Source organism: Pseudogemmobacter sp. W21_MBD1_M6, assembly GCF_052119585.1.
In the GTDB taxonomy this organism is placed as follows: Bacteria; Pseudomonadota; Alphaproteobacteria; order Rhodobacterales; family Rhodobacteraceae; genus JBGQOJ01.
In genome coordinates this window covers 26,558-43,344 of sequence record NZ_JBGQOJ010000025.1, presented here as the reverse complement: position 1 = coordinate 43,344, position 16,787 = coordinate 26,558, and the positions used below count along the sequence as shown (strand labels likewise).

16 protein-coding genes are annotated in these 16,787 nt (G+C 58.3%); 9 read left to right on the top strand and 7 right to left on the bottom strand.

The genetic code is table 11. The annotated features are described in order from the left end of the window. Positions 1–195: 195 nt before the first annotated feature. Genes ACEN2R_RS17630 through ACEN2R_RS17620 form a run of 3 tightly spaced genes read right to left on the bottom strand, consistent with a single transcriptional unit; the run spans position 196 to position 3,904 of the window. On the bottom strand, positions 196–1,038 hold the full coding sequence (locus ACEN2R_RS17630; protein ID WP_442043996.1) for a hypothetical protein: 843 nt from the start codon (positions 1,036–1,038) through the stop codon (positions 196–198). 44 nt (positions 1,039–1,082) lie between these two features. Continuing rightward, the gene (locus ACEN2R_RS17625; protein ID WP_442043995.1) at positions 1,083–1,499 is read right to left on the bottom strand and encodes a hypothetical protein; all 417 of its coding nucleotides are present in this window, start codon (positions 1,497–1,499) and stop codon (positions 1,083–1,085) included. 11 nt (positions 1,500–1,510) lie between these two features. After that, positions 1,511–3,904 (bottom strand): S8 family serine peptidase, encoded by a 2,394-nt coding sequence (locus ACEN2R_RS17620; protein ID WP_442043994.1) that lies wholly within the window; start codon positions 3,902–3,904, stop codon positions 1,511–1,513. A gap of 237 nt (positions 3,905–4,141) precedes the next feature. Here ACEN2R_RS17620 and ACEN2R_RS17615 point away from each other — a divergent pair, with 237 nt between their 5' ends. The 3 genes from ACEN2R_RS17615 (at position 4,142) to ACEN2R_RS17605 (ending at position 7,758) form a co-directional block, all read left to right on the top strand. Further along, positions 4,142–5,320, top strand: a complete 1,179-nt coding sequence (locus ACEN2R_RS17615) for an MFS transporter (protein WP_442043993.1) — start codon at positions 4,142–4,144, stop codon at positions 5,318–5,320. A 109-nt stretch (positions 5,321–5,429) separates the two neighbouring features. Further along, positions 5,430–6,905, top strand: a complete 1,476-nt coding sequence (locus ACEN2R_RS17610) for a SulP family inorganic anion transporter (RefSeq protein ID WP_442043999.1) — start codon at positions 5,430–5,432, stop codon at positions 6,903–6,905. A gap of 1 nt (position 6,906) precedes the next feature. Next, on the top strand, positions 6,907–7,758 hold the full coding sequence (locus ACEN2R_RS17605) for a universal stress protein (RefSeq protein ID WP_442043992.1): 852 nt from the start codon (positions 6,907–6,909) through the stop codon (positions 7,756–7,758). 61 nt (positions 7,759–7,819) lie between these two features. On the opposite strand, the gene ACEN2R_RS17600 is transcribed toward ACEN2R_RS17605, so the two are convergent. Next, entirely contained in the window at positions 7,820–9,103 is a 1,284-nt protein-coding gene (locus ACEN2R_RS17600; RefSeq protein ID WP_442043991.1) for a DEAD/DEAH box helicase, read from the bottom strand. A 390-nt stretch (positions 9,104–9,493) separates the two neighbouring features. On the opposite strand from ACEN2R_RS17600, the gene ACEN2R_RS17595 reads away from it, so the two are divergent. Next, positions 9,494–10,516 (top strand): aspartate-semialdehyde dehydrogenase, encoded by a 1,023-nt coding sequence (locus tag ACEN2R_RS17595; protein WP_442043990.1) that lies wholly within the window; start codon positions 9,494–9,496, stop codon positions 10,514–10,516. A gap of 74 nt (positions 10,517–10,590) precedes the next feature. Here the strand turns inward: ACEN2R_RS17595 and ACEN2R_RS17590 are convergent, their stop codons facing one another. After that, positions 10,591–11,241: a carbonic anhydrase gene (locus tag ACEN2R_RS17590; RefSeq protein ID WP_442043989.1), complete on the bottom strand. Its 651-nt coding sequence runs from the start codon at positions 11,239–11,241 to the stop codon at positions 10,591–10,593. Between the two features lie 147 nt (positions 11,242–11,388). On the opposite strand from ACEN2R_RS17590, the gene ACEN2R_RS17585 reads away from it, so the two are divergent. From ACEN2R_RS17585 to ACEN2R_RS17575, 3 genes are all read left to right on the top strand, one after another. Further along, a complete protein-coding gene (locus ACEN2R_RS17585) occupies positions 11,389–11,769 on the top strand; it encodes a hypothetical protein (protein ID WP_442043988.1) in 381 nt (126 codons plus the stop codon). Between the two features lie 66 nt (positions 11,770–11,835). Then, positions 11,836–13,221, top strand: a complete 1,386-nt coding sequence (locus tag ACEN2R_RS17580) for a leucyl aminopeptidase family protein (RefSeq protein WP_442043998.1) — start codon at positions 11,836–11,838, stop codon at positions 13,219–13,221. Then, a complete protein-coding gene (locus ACEN2R_RS17575) occupies positions 13,218–14,045 on the top strand; it encodes a C40 family peptidase (protein ID WP_442043987.1) in 828 nt (275 codons plus the stop codon). The genes ACEN2R_RS17580 and ACEN2R_RS17575 overlap by 4 nt, the downstream gene beginning before the upstream one ends. On the opposite strand, the gene ACEN2R_RS17570 is transcribed toward ACEN2R_RS17575, so the two are convergent. Continuing rightward, positions 14,042–14,389, bottom strand: a complete 348-nt coding sequence (locus ACEN2R_RS17570; protein WP_442043986.1) for a DUF2794 domain-containing protein — start codon at positions 14,387–14,389, stop codon at positions 14,042–14,044. The genes ACEN2R_RS17575 and ACEN2R_RS17570 overlap by 4 nt on opposite strands. Before the next feature lie 374 nt (positions 14,390–14,763). Here ACEN2R_RS17570 and ACEN2R_RS17565 point away from each other — a divergent pair, with 374 nt between their 5' ends. Then, positions 14,764–15,201: a c-type cytochrome gene (locus ACEN2R_RS17565; protein WP_442043985.1), complete on the top strand. Its 438-nt coding sequence runs from the start codon at positions 14,764–14,766 to the stop codon at positions 15,199–15,201. 47 nt (positions 15,202–15,248) lie between these two features. Here ACEN2R_RS17565 and ACEN2R_RS17560 read toward each other — a convergent pair whose 3' ends face one another. Further along, positions 15,249–15,563: an I78 family peptidase inhibitor gene (locus ACEN2R_RS17560; RefSeq protein ID WP_442043984.1), complete on the bottom strand. Its 315-nt coding sequence runs from the start codon at positions 15,561–15,563 to the stop codon at positions 15,249–15,251. A gap of 79 nt (positions 15,564–15,642) precedes the next feature. Between ACEN2R_RS17560 and ACEN2R_RS17555 the strand changes: the two genes are divergently transcribed. Continuing rightward, the gene (locus ACEN2R_RS17555; RefSeq protein WP_442043983.1) at positions 15,643–16,755 is read left to right on the top strand and encodes an S-(hydroxymethyl)glutathione dehydrogenase/class III alcohol dehydrogenase; all 1,113 of its coding nucleotides are present in this window, start codon (positions 15,643–15,645) and stop codon (positions 16,753–16,755) included. The last annotated feature ends 32 nt before the right edge of the window (positions 16,756–16,787 follow it).

Here is a 16,787-nt window from a genome sequence, read left to right as displayed (position 1 = left end):
TCAGTGGTCTCCGGCCACCTTCAAACCGGTAGCGCCGAGGTGTGGAGCTGAAAACTCGTAAAAATCGAGGTGCCCGAATGATTGGGGGGATCGCACATCCAAACGATATATTTCCCCTCTTCGGAAAGGGAGCAGAAATCTGCTGTCTCGTTTCGTCGCTTCTGCAGTTTTGGTTATCCTATTGGGATACGATGTCTATTTCCCAAGGAACGCACCGGAAATCTGGCCGGCATCACCCGTCTTGATGAACACGCCGCCGGTTTCCGCCGGTTTGCCCGATGCGGTATATCCAAAGAACGTCCCTTTGGCTGCCGATGTTCCGCCGCCGGTTGCATCGACCGTTTGTCCCTTCAGTTCGGTGGCGAGGGTGCCACCTGAATAGGAGTTCCCCGCAATTGTCATATTTAGCAGTTTGATCGTATCAATCGGGACCACCCCCGAAGTATCAGCGAACCTATTCAGGGTCGCGTTCACACTTCCATTACCGGCGAATATCGCAACGATGTTACTTGTCCCGTTGGTCAGGACGTAGCTACCGTTTGCGTCGAAAACGCTTGCCGTTGCTGTCCCGACATAGGTCGCCTGACCGCTTTTCGGCATGTCCGCTGAATTTGTCGCGATACCTGAAATCAATACGTTTTCATACGATTGGTTTGTGTCGGTATACGACTGCCGCCCGGCGATGAGGTAGTCATAGGCGGACGTGTCAAGCAGTGCGAACTTTGTGATCGTCGCATTTGAGGCGTCGCTGTAGGCCAATGTGTTCGCATCTGGCCCATCTATGTCGACGAACTGATATGTGCCATCATCCAGCTCGATTGCGCCGCTGGAATGGGTGATCGTCCCGCTAAGCGTGACGACATCGGGCGTTCCGCCAGCCACATTCGCGGGGTTGCGCAGCGATGACCCGCCCAAGGCGCTTTCATTTTCCGCGACCTCTGCGTATTTGACGTAGGCGGGCGCGGGAATGTTAACGGGAACGCCCCCCGACACACCCGAACTGCTGCCCCCGCCGCCACCGGATGCCATAACCGTCATGGCACATGCCAAAAGCACACCGCTTTTTACTAAAAAATCCATCTCTACTCGTAGCCTCTGCGTTTTTTGCGCATCACTAGCACGGCCACAAATGTTGCGAAGATCACTCCGCATGCGCCAGCTGCAATGTCTTGGGGGTCATAGATGCCTACTCGGCCGTAATCCGCAATGCCTTCGGGAAGCCATGGCGCAATCTGCGCAAAAATGTGTTGATTTTGAATCAGTTCGAACATCGTGATCAGGCCCAAGATCAGCGCAGCCCCGGTTATGGCCGAACGCAACGACCTGAACGGAAAGGCCCATAACAGCGTGAAGAAAAGCGCGTGGGCAAAGGCCGGATAGGATTCCAGAAACAGGCCGCCGGACTGCCCGGACCAGTCGCGGTAGGGATAGACCAGCGCACCGGCAACAAACGCGGCGGTTGCCGCCGCGATGACCCTGTGTTCAGTCCTGACCAACATTGATCCACAGTCTAGGCGAAGACAAAGCTGTCCGCCCCGATCAACGCCGCCGCGAGGCCGTAGAACAGCACTTGCGTTCCTTCTGCATCCAGCAGCGCGCCCTCATTGGTATCTGTCAGAAAGGTGCCGATGTTTTGCGCCGACAGGGATTGGAACCCGTCAAGGCGAATGGTGTCGATCCCAACCTGGAAATCTGAAATCAGGCCCGATGGCACATAACCGCTTGCCGCATCATAGGTCACAACCGCATCAAAACCGGCGATTGTGTCGTGACCGTCATTCGGGTTGAACACGAACACATCGGCACCTTCACCGCCTGCCATGATGTCATCGCCGGTGCCACCGATGATCGTATCGGACCCGACCAGAAACGAGGCAAAGGCATCGCCGCGGATCACGTCGTTCCCGTCGCCACCAAAAAGCGTGTCATTCTGGTTCCCGCCCGTCAAATAGTCATTTCCCGCTTCGCCAAACAGCTGGTTCAGCCCAGAGGTCGAGACGAGTTTGTCGTGGCCATCACCCCCGCGCAATTGGTCCTGTCCGAAGCCATCGATCAAGGTGTCATCGCCAGGATCGCCGTTCAAAAGGTCATCGCCCGATCCGCCCTGCACTGTATCATTGCCGCCCGCGCCGTTCAGAATGTCATCGCCGCGCATGCCAAGCAGGGTATTGTCCAGATCGTTGCCGGTTATGGCGTCGTTTCCATCGCCTGTGACGACATTCTCGAATGCGCTGTCGGCGTCGATCGACGCCCACTGAACGCCATTGACGTAGATCGGGCCGCTGCTCAACGACGTGATTGTCACGTTTTGCGCGATGGCGGAAAAGTTGAGCCAATCAATGCCGCCATTGGTGTCGCTGATGATCTGTCTGCTTTGGTCAAGGCCCGCGTAGGCCAGGAAATCATTCGTGAAATGATGGATGTCGTTGGAATCGGCAGTCTGCCCGACGAACTGGACCTGAAACGCATCCACCTGCCCCGTCGATGACGCGGCCAGATCCTCGACCAGCAGTTTCCATGTGCCAACCGACGAAACGCCGCGCAGGCCTGCGACGCCGAAGGTCCATTCAAGGCCCGGACCATTGGCCGAATAGCCGATTTCCTGATCCATCAGCAATGTCAGGTCGCCATCCGGAGACACCAGAGAAAGACGCAGATCGCCAGCGTTGGTGTGGCTGATATCTATTGTGACATAAGCATGCTCGATCTCGATGTCGGTCGGCATATAGACCGAGACAAACGTATGTCCGGTGTCCGGTATCACAATCGCATCATTGCCCGATTGCGCGGTGACGGTCCGCATGCTGGCAGACGTTGCAGCCTCTTCTTGCAGGGCGACCCAAACTTCGGCCATGCGGACAGCGGCAAACGCGTCGATCATTCCATAACCGTAATCCTGCGAATAGGTCACCCCGCCGCCATTCCAGTTCGCGGATCCGTTGACCTGCCAGGCCGCCGATTCAGAGGAGTACAGGTTCGCGGCACCAAGGGTTGAACCGGTATGGGCGGCAGAAAAGGCCAATATGTTTTGCACATCGCGCCAGCCAAGTTCCGGTGCCGCCTCCAGCATCAGGGCGACAACACCGGACACAACCGGAGTGGCGGCGGACGTGCCGCCGAAAATGCTGGTGTAATCCGTGTCCGCAAGGGAATCGAGGTCTGCCTGCCCGGTCTTGTTGAACCCGCCTTGACCGCTAAGGTCGGTCGTGTATCCGGCGGCTGGCGCCGAGATCAGAACGCTGGCGCCGTGGTTGGAATAGCTGGCGACATAGCCGATAGAGGTCGTAGCCGCCGTGACGATCGTTGTCTGCGTGGCATTGACGCCGGACCCGTTGACGTTGGAGTTCTCGTTGCCGGCCGCCTGAACGAAGATTGTTCCCAGCCCGCCGCGACCCGTTGCAGCCGCAGCCACAAAGGCGTCAACGGTTCCCGCGACCGCGCTTTGCGGATCTGTAATGCTAAGTGTGCTGCTGAACGACGCGCCGTACCCCCAGCTGTTATTCACGACATCATAGGTCTTCGTGTATTGCATCGCGGCAAGTGACAAAGAGGCGTTACCTGCGATCGGTGTGTTCAGAATTTTGACAGAAGTGATCGTGGCACCCCAGGCAACCCCTACACCGCCCGTATCGTTGTTCGCAACGGACGCGATGATGCCGGCCACGGCCGTGCCATGCGCATCTGTCGTCGCATTGTTGGGGTCGCCGGAATAAATCGTGCTGCCCGAACGAAAGTGAAGGGCGGTGCTGTAGTTCTCTGCAAGATCCACATGCGTCGCCTCGACGCCTTCGTCATAAATCGCGACGGTTACGCCATTGCCCGCGTAATCGGCCCAGATCGCCTCGATGTCGCCAAGACGCTGAAAATGCCATTGAAACTGGTAAAGCGGATCACTCGGGGTCATGTATTTCTGCCTGTACTTCGCCCGGCGATTCTTCGCTAGACTCTTGATTACTCGAATTTTCGAGTGCTGTTGAGTCCAGAAATGGCCTGCATTTGTGGCAAAACTGCGGGGCTTTTGTGGAAGTTTCGAAATGCGCCAAAAAGCGGGGGGCATGTGCATGCCTCTCCGGCAGCCTGCGATCGGCCCTTGTTGTTATCCCGCACAATATGCAAGTTGCTGAAAAATACCGGAGGGGCCATGCGGTTCGGAATATTCTGCCTTGTGCTGGCCTATGTGCTAAGCCAGTTCTACCGCGCTTTTCTGGCCGTTCTGTCGCCGGTCCTGTCCGCCGATCTGGGGGCGACCGCCGACGATCTGTCGCGTGCATCCGGTCTTTGGTTTCTGGTGTTTGCCGCTATGCAAATTCCCGTTGGCTGGGCGTTGGACAAAATCGGGCCGCGCCTGACGGCATCGACGCTGCTGGCACTGGGTGGCGCGGGCGGGGCGGCGGTTTTTGCCTCGGCGCAGTCTCCGTTTGCGCTTCAGGCGTCGATGGTCCTGATCGGAATCGGCTGTTCGCCCGTTTTGATGGCGTCCTACTATATTTTCGCCCGCACCTATTCTCCCGCCGTCTTTGCCACGTTGGCGGGGGCGATGATCGGGTTCGGATCGCTCGGGAATATTGCGGGATCAGCGCCTCTTGCATGGGCGGCAGACACCTTCGGCTGGCGAGAGTCCCTGTTGGGGCTGGCGGTGCTGACTCTGGCCGTCGCGGCATTCGTGTTCGCGTTCGTCAAAGACCCGCCAAAGCTGGACAGCACCCTCAAGGGCTCCTTGCTTGATCTGCTGAAGCTTCCCGCCCTTTGGCTGATCTTTCCGATGATGTTCGTGAACTATGCCCCCGCCGCAGGGATCAGAGGTTTGTGGATCGGCCCCTATTTCACCGATGTGTTTGGTGCAGACGCGGGGGGCATCGGTCGGGTGACGTTGATCATGGGGCTGGCGATGGTCGCGGGCAACTTTGCCTACGGCCCGTTGGACAGAATTCTGGGAACCCGCAAATGGGTTGTGCTGATCGGCAACGTGATCGGTGCGATGGCGTGCCTGACGCTGTTTGCCGTCCCTGACAAGGGATACTGGGTGTCCGCGATGCTTTTGGCATGTGTCGGGTTTTTCGGCGCTTCGTTTCCCGTCATCATCGCCCATGGACGCAGCTTTTTCCCGCCGCATCTGACTGGGCGGGGCGTGACCCTCATGAACCTGTTCGGGATTGGCGGCGTCGGGATTATGCAGCTGGTCAGTGGCCGTATCCATCATGCGTCCGACATCACCGATGCAAGCTCTGCACAGACCTACAGCATGCTTTTTCTGTTCTTTGGCCTGTCGTCCCTTATCGGCGCCGCGATATATTTGTTCAGTCAGGACCGAAAAGACTAAGGGCGGCGCAAGTGTCCCGGTGGGTGGCCAAGTGTGAGGATATACAATAGACGGCGTTGGGTAATTGGCCGAAAACGACCCGGGAGATACCATGCTGAACTCCGATTTCATGAATGTCCTGCGCCGTGACTGGCTGGGCAATATCCGCCCGGATCTTCTTGCCGGCCTTGTGGTGGCCCTTGCGCTGATCCCCGAGGCGATCGCGTTTTCAATCATTGCGGGCGTGGACCCGAAGGTCGGCCTTTATGCCTCTTTCTCTATCGCGGTGATCACGGCCATCGCTGGTGGGCGCCCCGGCATGATTTCGGCAGCAACGGCCGCGACGGCGGTTTTGATGGTGACACTGGTCAAGGATTACGGGCTTGAGTACCTTTTGGCGGCCACGGTTCTGGCGGGTTTGCTTCAGGTCGGTGCCGGATTGCTGAGGTTGGGCTATGTGATGCGCTTTGTGTCCAAGTCGGTGATGACCGGCTTTGTGAACGCGCTGGCGATTCTGATCTTTATGGCGCAGTTGCCGGAACTGACGAATGTTCCCTTGCTGACCTATGTGATGGTCGCCGGTGGTCTTGGCATCATCTATCTCTTTCCCTACATCACCACCGCGATTCCGTCGCCCTTGGTGACCATCGTCGTTCTTACCTCGATCACGTTGTTCTTTGATCTGGACCTGCGGAATGTCGGCGACATGGGAGAGTTGCCGTCGACCTTTCCGATGTTCTTGATCCCGCAAATTCCGCTGACTCTGGAAACGCTGCAAATCATTCTTCCATATTCCGCGGGGATCGCGGCGGTAGGTCTATTGGAAAGCCTGATGACAGCGCAGGTTGTTGACGATCTGACCGACACGGGCAGCGACAAGAACCGCGAATGTATCGGGCAGGGTCTTGCCAACACCGCGACCGGTTTTATCGGCGGCATGGCGGGGTGCGCGATGATCGGGCAATCCATGATCAACGTAAAATCCGGCGGGCGGGGGCGGCTGTCTTGTTTCGCTGCCGGTGTTTTCCTGCTGTTCCTGATCGTGGTTCTGGGTGATGTCGTGTCCCTGATCCCGATGGCGGCGCTGGTTGCGATCATGATCATGGTGTCTGTCGGCACGTTCAGCTGGTCGTCTCTGACGCAGTTGCGCACGCATCCGACAAGCTCTTCCATCGTCATGCTGGCCACAGTCCTGACCACGGTGTTCAGCCATAACCTTGCCATCGGGGTGCTGACGGGCGTCTTGCTGTCGGGCATCTTCTTTGCCGGAAAAATCGCGCAGATCTTCCGTGTTACCTCGGCCTTGTCCGACGACGGCCTTGCGCGAACCTATACCGTTGCAGGGCAATTGTTCTTTGCGTCGGTCGAAGATTTCAACAAGGCGTTCGACTTTAACGAGGCGCTGGAGCGTGTCACAATCGACGTCAGCCATGCGCATATCTGGGATATTTCCAGCGTTGCGGCGCTGGACTTGGTCGTGCTGAAGTTCCGCCGCGAAGGGGCCGAGGTCGACATAATCGGAATGAACGAGGCCAGCGAAACCATCGTGGACAAGCTGGCCATTCATGACAAACCGGGCGCGATGGATCGCCTGATGGGGCACTGACATGACCAAAATTATCGCATTGGTAGACGGCTCGACCTATTCGCAAAGCGTGTGTGACCATGCTGTCTGGGTCGCCAAAGGCAAGACCGCCCAGGTCGAGGTCGTGCATGTTCTGGGGCGCCGCGAAGGTGGCGCGCCGTCCAACCTGTCGGGCAACATCGGGCTTGGCGCGCGCACCGCGCTTTTGGCCGAATTGGCAGAGCTGGACGCGGCCAGAGCCAAGCTGGCGCAAAAGCGCGGGCGGGCGATTCTCGAAGATGCCAAAGCGCGGATCGAGGCGGCGGGGGTGACCGAGGTCACCACAAAGCTGCGTAACGGGGACCTGGTTGAAACCCTGCTGGCTATGGAAGCCGACGCCTATCTGGTGATTATCGGCAAACGCGGCGAGGCGGCAGATTTCGCCAAAATGCACCTTGGGTCGAATCTGGAGCGCGTCGTGCGGTCCAGCAAGAAACCTGTGCTGGTCGCATCGCGGGCCTTCCAACCTGTTAACGACTTTCTGATTGCATTCGACGGTGGTGCCAGCGCCTTGAAGGCCGTCGAACATGTCGCGCAAAGCAAACTGTTTGTAGGGCTGAAATGCCATGTGCTGACCGTCGGAGAGGCAACGACCGAAGCCAAGCGGAAGCTTGAAGGTGCTGCGGCGGTTTTGCGGGATGCAGGCTATGACGTCGACACAGACATCGTGTCCGGTCAGGCTGACGTTGTGATTTCCGAACGGGTGAAAAGCGGCAAGGCGGACCTGCTGGTGATGGGGGCCTATGGCCATTCGCGCATCCGCAGCCTGATCATCGGTTCGACCACGACCGAAATGATCCGGTCCTGTCCGATCCCCATCTTGTTGTTCAGATAAGAAAAGGCCCGCCGAAATCAAATGACTTCGGCGGGCCTTTCAGACCGAAGACCGGTTGGTCTTAGGCCGTCTTTTGCTTTGAACGACCGCGTTTTGCCGGACGTCCCTGTTCTGGCCTTCCGGCGCCAAACGAGGGCTTGCCGCCCGGACGACCACCACCGGCATTTCCGGGGCGACGGCCTTGTGGGCGACCGCGTGGTTCAGGAGCCTCTGCCGGAGGCATGATGCCGCTGGCGACAGGAATTTTAATCCCCATCAGCTTTTCGATGGCCTTGAATTGGTCCACTTCGGCAGCCGCGCAAAACGCAACAGCCTGACCATCGCGTCCGGCGCGGGCCGTCCGGCCGATGCGGTGCACATAGTTCTCGGGAACATCGGGCAATTCGTAGTTGTAGACGTGGCTTACACCCGGAATGTCGATGCCGCGGGCAGCAACGTCTGTCGCAACCAGAATGCGCACAGACCCTTCCTTAAAGGCCTTGATTGCGCGGTCGCGCTGGCCCTGCGACTTGTTGCCGTGGATCGACGTCGCACGAAAGCCTTTCTCGACCAGATGCTTCATCAGTTTTTCCGCGCCATGTTTGGTGCGGGCAAAGACAAGCGCCAGACCGTCAGGATTTTCTTCCAGACAGGTTTTCAGCAAATCGGCCTTGGACCGGTTCGAGATGAAATGCACAGACTGGACAACCTTGTCAGCAGCCTGACCGGGTGTAGCCACCTGCACGCGGCGCGGGTTGGTCAGATACGCGGCGGACAGTTCCGCCATCTGTTTTGGCATCGTCGCAGAGAACAGCATCGTCTGACGCGGAGTGCCACACAGCGGCGCGATCTTGCGCAGCGCGTGGATGAAGCCAAGGTCCAGCATCTGGTCAGCCTCGTCCAGCACCAGAACGCGGACTTTTTCCAACGAGACCGCACGACGGTCCAGAAGGTCCATCAGACGACCGGGAGTCGCGACCAGAATATCGGTCCCTTTTTCAAGGTTCTTGATCTGCACGCCGATCGACTGGCCGCCGACGACGGTTGTCACGCGCAGGTGCATCTTTTTGACAAAGCCACGCAGGTTGTCGCTGATCTGGTTTACCAGTTCGCGCGTCGGCGCAAGGATAAGGGCCTTGGCGGTTTTGGGCGCGGGGGGAAACCCGTCGCTCATCAGCGATTCAATGATCGGCAGGCCAAAGGCGGCGGTCTTGCCAGTGCCGGTTTGCGCCAGACCCATAAGGTCATGACCGTCCAGAAGCAGCGGAATTGCGCGTTCCTGGATCGGGGTTGGTTCGTTATAGCCAGCGTCTGTGATGGCTTTCAAAAGTGTCGGGGACAGGCCCAGATCTGCAAAGGTGGTCATAATGACCCTTTCATGGGGCGGGCCAGCAACGGCACGCCCTGCAAAATACAGCGGTTCAGGCCCGAAAATCGGGCCGTTGCTCTGCGGTTGCGGATCGCCTCTCGCCCGTTGACCGAATGTCTCGGGGCCGTGAAATCCGCCAGAACCCCGCGTGAAATGGGAACTTGGTGTGTGACGCCGCGCGCTTTCGCCGGTCGTCGTGTATAATGGTGTTGTCGCGCCGCTCAAGGCGGGCTGCTCACGCGGCAGCCGGACTACACAACGGGCATATGTGTCTCTTTTGGGGTAATGTCAATCAAATCCCGCGCCTCGTTCACATACAGGCCCTTTTCACGCCCTCCGGCACAGAGTAAGAGGCCCCGTCCGAAGCGTGACATTAGGAGATCCAAGATGGGTTACAAGATCGTCGTCGTTGGCGCCACAGGTAACGTGGGCCGTGAAATGCTGAACATTCTGGCGGAGCGCGAGTTCCCCGTTGATGAAATCGTTGCTCTTGCCTCGCGCAAGTCCTTGGGCACCGAAATCAGCTTTGGCGACCGAACTTTGAAAACCAGGGATCTGGACACCTTTGATTTCACCGGCTGGGACATGGCGCTGTTTGCAGTCGGATCGGACGCAACGAAGATCTATGCGCCCAAGGCTGCCGCCTGTGGTTGCGTGGTCATAGATAACTCGTCGCTCTACCGCTATGATCCCGATGTGCCGTTGATCGTGCCCGAAGTGAACGCGGACGCTATTGTTGGCTATTCCAAGAAAAACATCATCGCCAACCCCAACTGCTCGACCGCGCAGATGGTTGTTGCCTTGAACCCGCTGCACCAGCGCGCAAGGATCAAGCGTGTCGTCGTCTCGACTTACCAATCGGTTTCCGGTTCGGGAAAAGAGGCAATCGACGAACTGTGGAACCAGACCAAGGGCATGTATGTTCCCGGCCAGGAGGTTGCACCGTCGGTCTACCCGCGCCAGATCGCGTTCAATGTCATTCCCCAGATCGACGTTTTCATGGACTCGGGCGATACCAAAGAAGAATGGAAAATGGTCGCCGAGACCAAAAAAATTATGGACACCAAGATCAAGGTGACTGCGACCTGCGTGCGCGTTCCCGTGTTTGTTGGCCATTCGGAATCGATCAACATCGAGTTTGAGGAATTCCTGGACGAGGACGAGGCCCGCGACATCTTGCGCGAAGCCCCCGGTGTCATGGTCATCGACAAGCGCGAGGCGGGCGGCTACATCACCCCGATCGAATGCGTCGGCGAATACGCGACATTCGTCAGCCGCATCCGCCAGGACGTCACGATCGAGAACGGTCTCAACCTGTGGTGCGTCAGCGACAACCTTCGCAAAGGTGCTGCATTGAACGCGGTTCAGATTGCCGAAACGCTGGGCAACCGGATCCTCAAAAAGGGCTGAACGGCCTGACGGAGATCAAGTCATAACGGCCCCCTTTCGCGGGGCCGTTTTTTTGTGGGCATCCCTGACGGCGCTCAGATTTTGAAGAACGCGTTCTTCTCGCCGTCATAATATTCCAGACCGCCTTCGCCGATGTCGGTCCAAAGGCCGTGCAGTGTCATCTGCTCGGCTTCGACGGCCTCTTTGATAAAGGGGAATGACATCAGGTTTTGCAGGGAAATCAGGACCGCCTCTTTCTCCAGGGCGCGCATCCGCTCTGTGTCGTCCTTTATGTCTGCAATACGCTCGTATCCGGGGCGCAGAATATCCATCCAGCGACCGATAAAGCTGGTCTTTTTCTCTAGCGTCGGCGCGTGGCCCGAACACATGTCCATGCACCCTTTGACGCCGCCGCAATTGGAATGCCCCAGCACAATCAGATGCGCAACCTTCAGTTCAGTCACCGCATATTCGATTGCCGCAGAGGTTCCGTGGTGATCGCCGTCATTGATAAACGGCGGCACAAGGTTGGCAATATTGCGGTGAATAAAGAACTCGCCCTGATCGGCACCAAAGATAGAGGTGACGTGAACACGGCTGTCGCAACACGAAATCACCATCGCGCGGGGCCGCTGGCCATCGTCTGCAAGGCGGCGATACCAGACTTTGTTCTCGGAGTATGTTGTGGCTTTCCAGCCCTGATACCGTTGAACCAGATACGAAGGTAGCGCCTTGACGTGATCCATGCGTCTGTCCCTTTTATTGTGCTCGAGCCTATCTATGCTGCATTTAAGCATATTTCGAGAGATTTCTATCCCTGGCGTTCAACCTTTTGAAAGACGTCGGGTTCAATTTCCCCGTCACTTGGGGGCAAGAACCATAAGGGTGAGAGCGTGGATAATATTACAGTACTCCGGCCGAGCGAATCGGTCCGGTTGGATGCAGACCGCTTGTCAGAGCTTTATCGGCAGCTTGGCGAGGCGGGGGCGGCAGATGTTGTTTGCCGCGCGATGGAGGAGCTGGCAACGCGGATGTCGGCTATTTCGCTGGCCTTTCAGCGCGGCGAGATCGACGTGGTGCACAGGGGGGCACGCGGCCTTATCGCGATTGCCGATCAGGTCGGCATGACCAGCCTTGCGCAGGTGTCAGCCGATGTGCGCGATTGCGCCGCCGCGCCTGAGGCCACGGCGCTTGCCGCAACATTGAGCAGGTTGGAACGGATCGGCGCACGATCATTGACCGCGATCTGGGATATTCAGGACCTGTCGGTATGATCGGCCCTTGCGGGGGGCTGTGTAAAGGATAGGCTGACGTCATTGAAACTGCTGATAGAGCGTGCCATGTCCCTGTTCTTTGCTGCCGACCATGCCAAATCGACCCCGATCCATGTGATTGAGGCGGATGATGCTGCCACTTGGATTGCCCGTCAGGATAGTGCGGCGCAGGCCTGGCTGGGCATCAACGGGTTTTCCGGGGCGCTTGGCACATGTTGCACGGTGCCGGATGGCAAGGGTGCGCCGTTACTGGTGGCTGTCGGATATGGCGATGCAAAGGCCCGGTCGCGCGGGCGGTTCCAGGTGGCCGGTATCGCACATATGTTGCCCGCAGGAACGTATCATATTGAGAGCGGCGTGTCGGGCGATGCGCTGGCGGAAACCGCCTTGGGGTGGCTGCTGGCGGGCTACCGGTTCGACCGCTATCGCAGCCAGTCACCGCTAAAGGCGATGTTGAAGGCCCCGAAGGGCGTCGACGCGCACCGCATAGAGGTGATCGCAGCGGGCGAGGCGCTGACCCGTGATCTGATCAACACCCCGGCATCTGACATGGGGCCGGACGAGTTGGAAGCTGCGTTCCTTAGCCTTGCCGCGCAGCACGGCGCCGTGACGAAGGTCATCGCGGGCGACGATCTTCTTCGGGAAAACCTGCCGATGATCCATGCGGTTGGTCGCGCGTCATCGCGTGCGCCGCGGCTGTTGGACATGCGTTGGGGAAAAACGGGCCCACAGCTGACCCTCGTCGGCAAGGGGGTCTGTTTTGATACCGGCGGTCTGAATATCAAGCCCGGCTCGTCCATGGGCCTAATGAAAAAGGACATGGGCGGGGCCGCGACGGTGCTTGGTCTGGCACATATGATCATGGCGCTGGGGCTGAAACTTCGGCTGCGGGTGCTTGTGCCTGCGGTTGAAAACGCGATCAGCGCCAATGCGTTCCGGCCGCAGGACATTCTGACGTCACGCAGGGGGCTGACGGTCGAAATCAACAATACCGACGCCGAGGGGCGGTTGGTTCTGGCTGACGCGCTGGCGCTGGCGGACGAAGAAACGCCAGAGGTCATCATTTCGATGGCCACGCTGACAGGGGCTGCGCGCGTTGCCGTCGGCCCCGATCTGGCGCCCTATTATACGGATGACGAGGCGATCGTGTCGGCGCTTGAAGCTGCGGCAAAAGCCGTATGCGATCCGGTGTGGCGCATGCCGTTCTGGAACCCCTACGAGGCGATGATCGAACCCGGCATCGCGGATCTGGACAATGCGCCATCGGGCGGCATGGCGGGGTCGATCACGGCGGCACTGTTCCTGCGCCGCTTTGTTGACCTTACCCCGCGCTATGCACATTTCGACATTTACGGCTGGCAACCCACCGCCGCACCGGCGCGGCCCAAGGGCGGCGTCGGCATGGGCGCACGCGCGATTTTGGACGCACTTCCAAAGATGCTGGGCCTGTGATGGACCGGCGCATTACCCCCGCAAACGGCCGTGTTGCCGCGTTGCACCTGCAAGGTCAGGTGCAGGCGGATCGTTTTGTCGTCGGCACCGAGCACCGCGTTGCCATGACGCTTGCCGACATCCGGCGCGAACCCGGTGGTGCCCGTGAACGACAGCTGGTGTTCGGGGACCGGTTCAATGTGCTCGAAGACCGCGACGGCTGGTCCTTTGGGCAGTCGGAAAAAGACGGTTACGTCGGTTATGTTGCCTCGATGCAGCTAGAGGAAGGCCCCGCGCCGACGCATTGGGTGATGACGCCTGCGTCACATCTGTATCAGCGCGACGATATAAAATCACCGGACATCCAGCGTCTGACCTTCGGGGCGCAGGTGACGGTGGTTCACGAGGTCAAGAAATTCTTCCAGACCGACAGCGACCAGTTTATTCCGAAACAGCACCTTCGTCCGATCGGGAATACCTTCAGTGACCCGGCCTCTGTGGCGCAGCTGTTCTTTGGCACGCCCTATCTTTGGGGCGGCAACAGTAGCACGGGTGTCGATTGTTCCGGCTTGGTGCAAGCGGCGCTTTTGGCGTGCGGGATTCCCTGCCCGGGGGACAGCGATATGCAAAAGGCGGTGCTTGGCGATGAACTGCCCGAAGGGGCCGTGCTGCAACGCGGGGATCTTTTGTTCTGGAAAGGTCATGTCGCGATGATGGTCGATTCGGAAACGATGATTCATGCGAATGGTCATCATATGGCTGTGGCCTATGAACCCGTTGAAAAGGCGATCCGCAGGATTGATGCGCAGGGCGATGGGCCCGTTAGCTCGCGCAAGCGGCTTTAGTCGACGGGCCGGATCAGCTTGCGTTCCAGAACCCGCAGGACCGCCTTCAGATCAGCCCCGCGTTTCAGAACCTGACCATCCATGCCAATGACTGCATAAAGCTGTTGCCTGGCGCGCAGTTTCGGGCGCTTTTCGATCCGGTACAGCGGGTTTTCAGCCGTGCGACGAAAGACGGAAAACACGGCCACCTCGCGCAGGCAGGAAATGCCATAGTCGCGCCACTCGCCTGCGGCGACCATCCGGCCATAAATTGCCAGAATCTCACCCATCTCTGTCCGGTCGAAAGCGACCTGTTCGGGCACACGCGAGGATTGTGAAAAAGGGGTGGGTGGCTGAAGCGTCATGGAAAAAGTCTGAACCCCTTGCCGCAACAAATCAACCCCGCCCTATTGTCGCCATGAAAACACCCGCGCAGTGTCTTTGATGTTCCATTCGAGCGCCCGATTGCGGGGTCATACCATCCTCATAGCGACGCAAGCGCTACCCCGGTGTCGTGGATTAACAGCCCCCACCCAGCCTGCGACATCGGGGACAATCAATACACAAAGGCCCGTGCAGAAATGCGCGGGTTTTTTCGTTTCGGGGCACCATACGGGGGCCGAAAGACGCTGATCAAGAAATTGTTGATTTAAATGCAAAACAGTCGCGCTACCATCTGGCCGCGTCTGATGGTTTTAGACGCGTGACCAGTAATCATGCCCAACAAAAGGAATTTGAAATGCACTTGAAGGCTTCCCTAGCCGTTATGTCTGTTCTCGTCTTTGCAACCGTTGCCGTTGCGAAAGACGGGGTAAGCAACCCGACTGTTAAGGCACGGATGGATGCGATGAGCGCGATTGGTGCCAGTACAAAAATTCTGGGTGGTATGGCAGGAGGCAGGATTGCCTTTGATGCGACCGCTGCAAGTGCTGCTGCGTCAACCATTGCCGAGAAGGCCGCGCTGGTCCCTGCTTTGTTCGAACCCCGGGAGGCTGACCCCGTATCCGAAGCTAAGGCAGAGATATGGACGAACTGGGATGACTTCGTTGCAAAGTCCGACGCGCTTTTGGCGGCGGCAAGAGTTGTCGAAACGGCGACGACAAAAGAAGCGCTTGCCGCGGTTGTCGGGGATCTTGGTGGCGCATGCAAGGCGTGCCACTCTGACTACCGGATGTAGAACGCCTGACCGGTTTCAGGCGGTTTTATCCGCCTGAAATTATCAGGTTATCCGCAGGATACGGCGGAAATCGTGCCGTCCGCAGCAAGAGCGAAATTGATCCGGTAGGCGTTATATTCCTGCGTCACGATCCCGCCGAACTCTGTCACGCGATACTTTCGCGCGATGGTCAGGCTGTCCAGAATGGACTGTGGCTGGCCGATGAACTGGACGTATTCTGTAGCGCCGCAGATGTCGGGTTCACGTTCCATAAGCCCCGGCGCGTCCGGGGTTATGACGTCTTCGGTGGACGGCTGATTGGCCGGTGCAGTTGCACAGGCTGTCACAAGAAAGAGCGCGGGAATAAATCCAAGAAATTTCATGGCAAAAAGTCCCCCAAGGTTGCAAAGCCTGGCACTTTGGCACAGGGTCTTCGCAATTCTATACATGGAGGATGCCCGTATGAGAACCCGTGCCGCAGTTGCCGTTCAGGCCGGAAAACCGCTGGAAGTGATGGAGGTCAACCTTGACGGCCCGCGCTTCGGCGAAGTTATGGTGGAAATCATGGCGACCGGAATTTGTCACACAGATGAATTTACGCGGTCCGGCGCGGACCCGGAGGGTATCTTTCCGGCAATTCTGGGCCATGAAGGTGCGGGTATTGTTGTCGAGGTCGGCCCCGGTGTGACCAGCCTGAAAAAGGGCGATCACGTTATCCCGCTGTACACGCCGGAGTGCCGCGAATGCGACTACTGCCTGAACCCGAAAACAAACCTTTGCCAGTCGATCCGCACGACGCAGGGTCAGGGTCTTATGCCCGATGGCACAAGCCGGTTCTCGACGCTCGATGGTGATCCGATCCTGCATTACATGGGCTGCTCTACCTTTGCGAACCACACGGTTTTGCCGGAAATCGCCCTTGCCAAAGTGCGCAAGGACGCCCCGTTCGACAAGATTTGCTATATCGGGTGCGGTGTCACGACTGGCATCGGCGCTGTCATTAACACAGCCAAGGTCGAAATCGGCAGCCGTGCGATTGTGTTCGGTTTGGGCGGCATTGGCCTGAACGTCATTCAGGGCCTGCGCCTTGCCGGCGCGGATCAGATCGTGGGTGTTGACATCAACCCTGACAAAATCCCGATGGCGACCCGCTTTGGCATGACCGATTTTGTTAACCCGAAAGAGGTGGATGGCGATCTGGTGGCCTATCTGGTCGCCCTGACCAAGGGCGGTGCGGATTACACCTTTGACGCGACCGGAAACGTCAACGTCATGCGCACCGCGCTTGAATCGGCACATAAGGGGTGGGGCGAGTCGATCATCATCGGCGTGGCGCCATCTGGCGCTGAAATCTCGACCCGGCCATTCCAGTTGGTTACAGGGCGCAGCTGGCGCGGAACCGCCTTTGGCGGCGCGCGCGGCCGGACCGATGTGCCCAAGATTGTGGACTGGTATATGGATGGCAAGATCGAGATCGACCCGATGATCACCCACACCATGGGTCTGAACGACATCAACAAAGGGTTCGACCTGATGCATGCGGGCGAAAGCATCCGTTCAGTCGTCATCTACTAGGGAAGGCGCACCCGATTGCCCTTGCGAAAGAA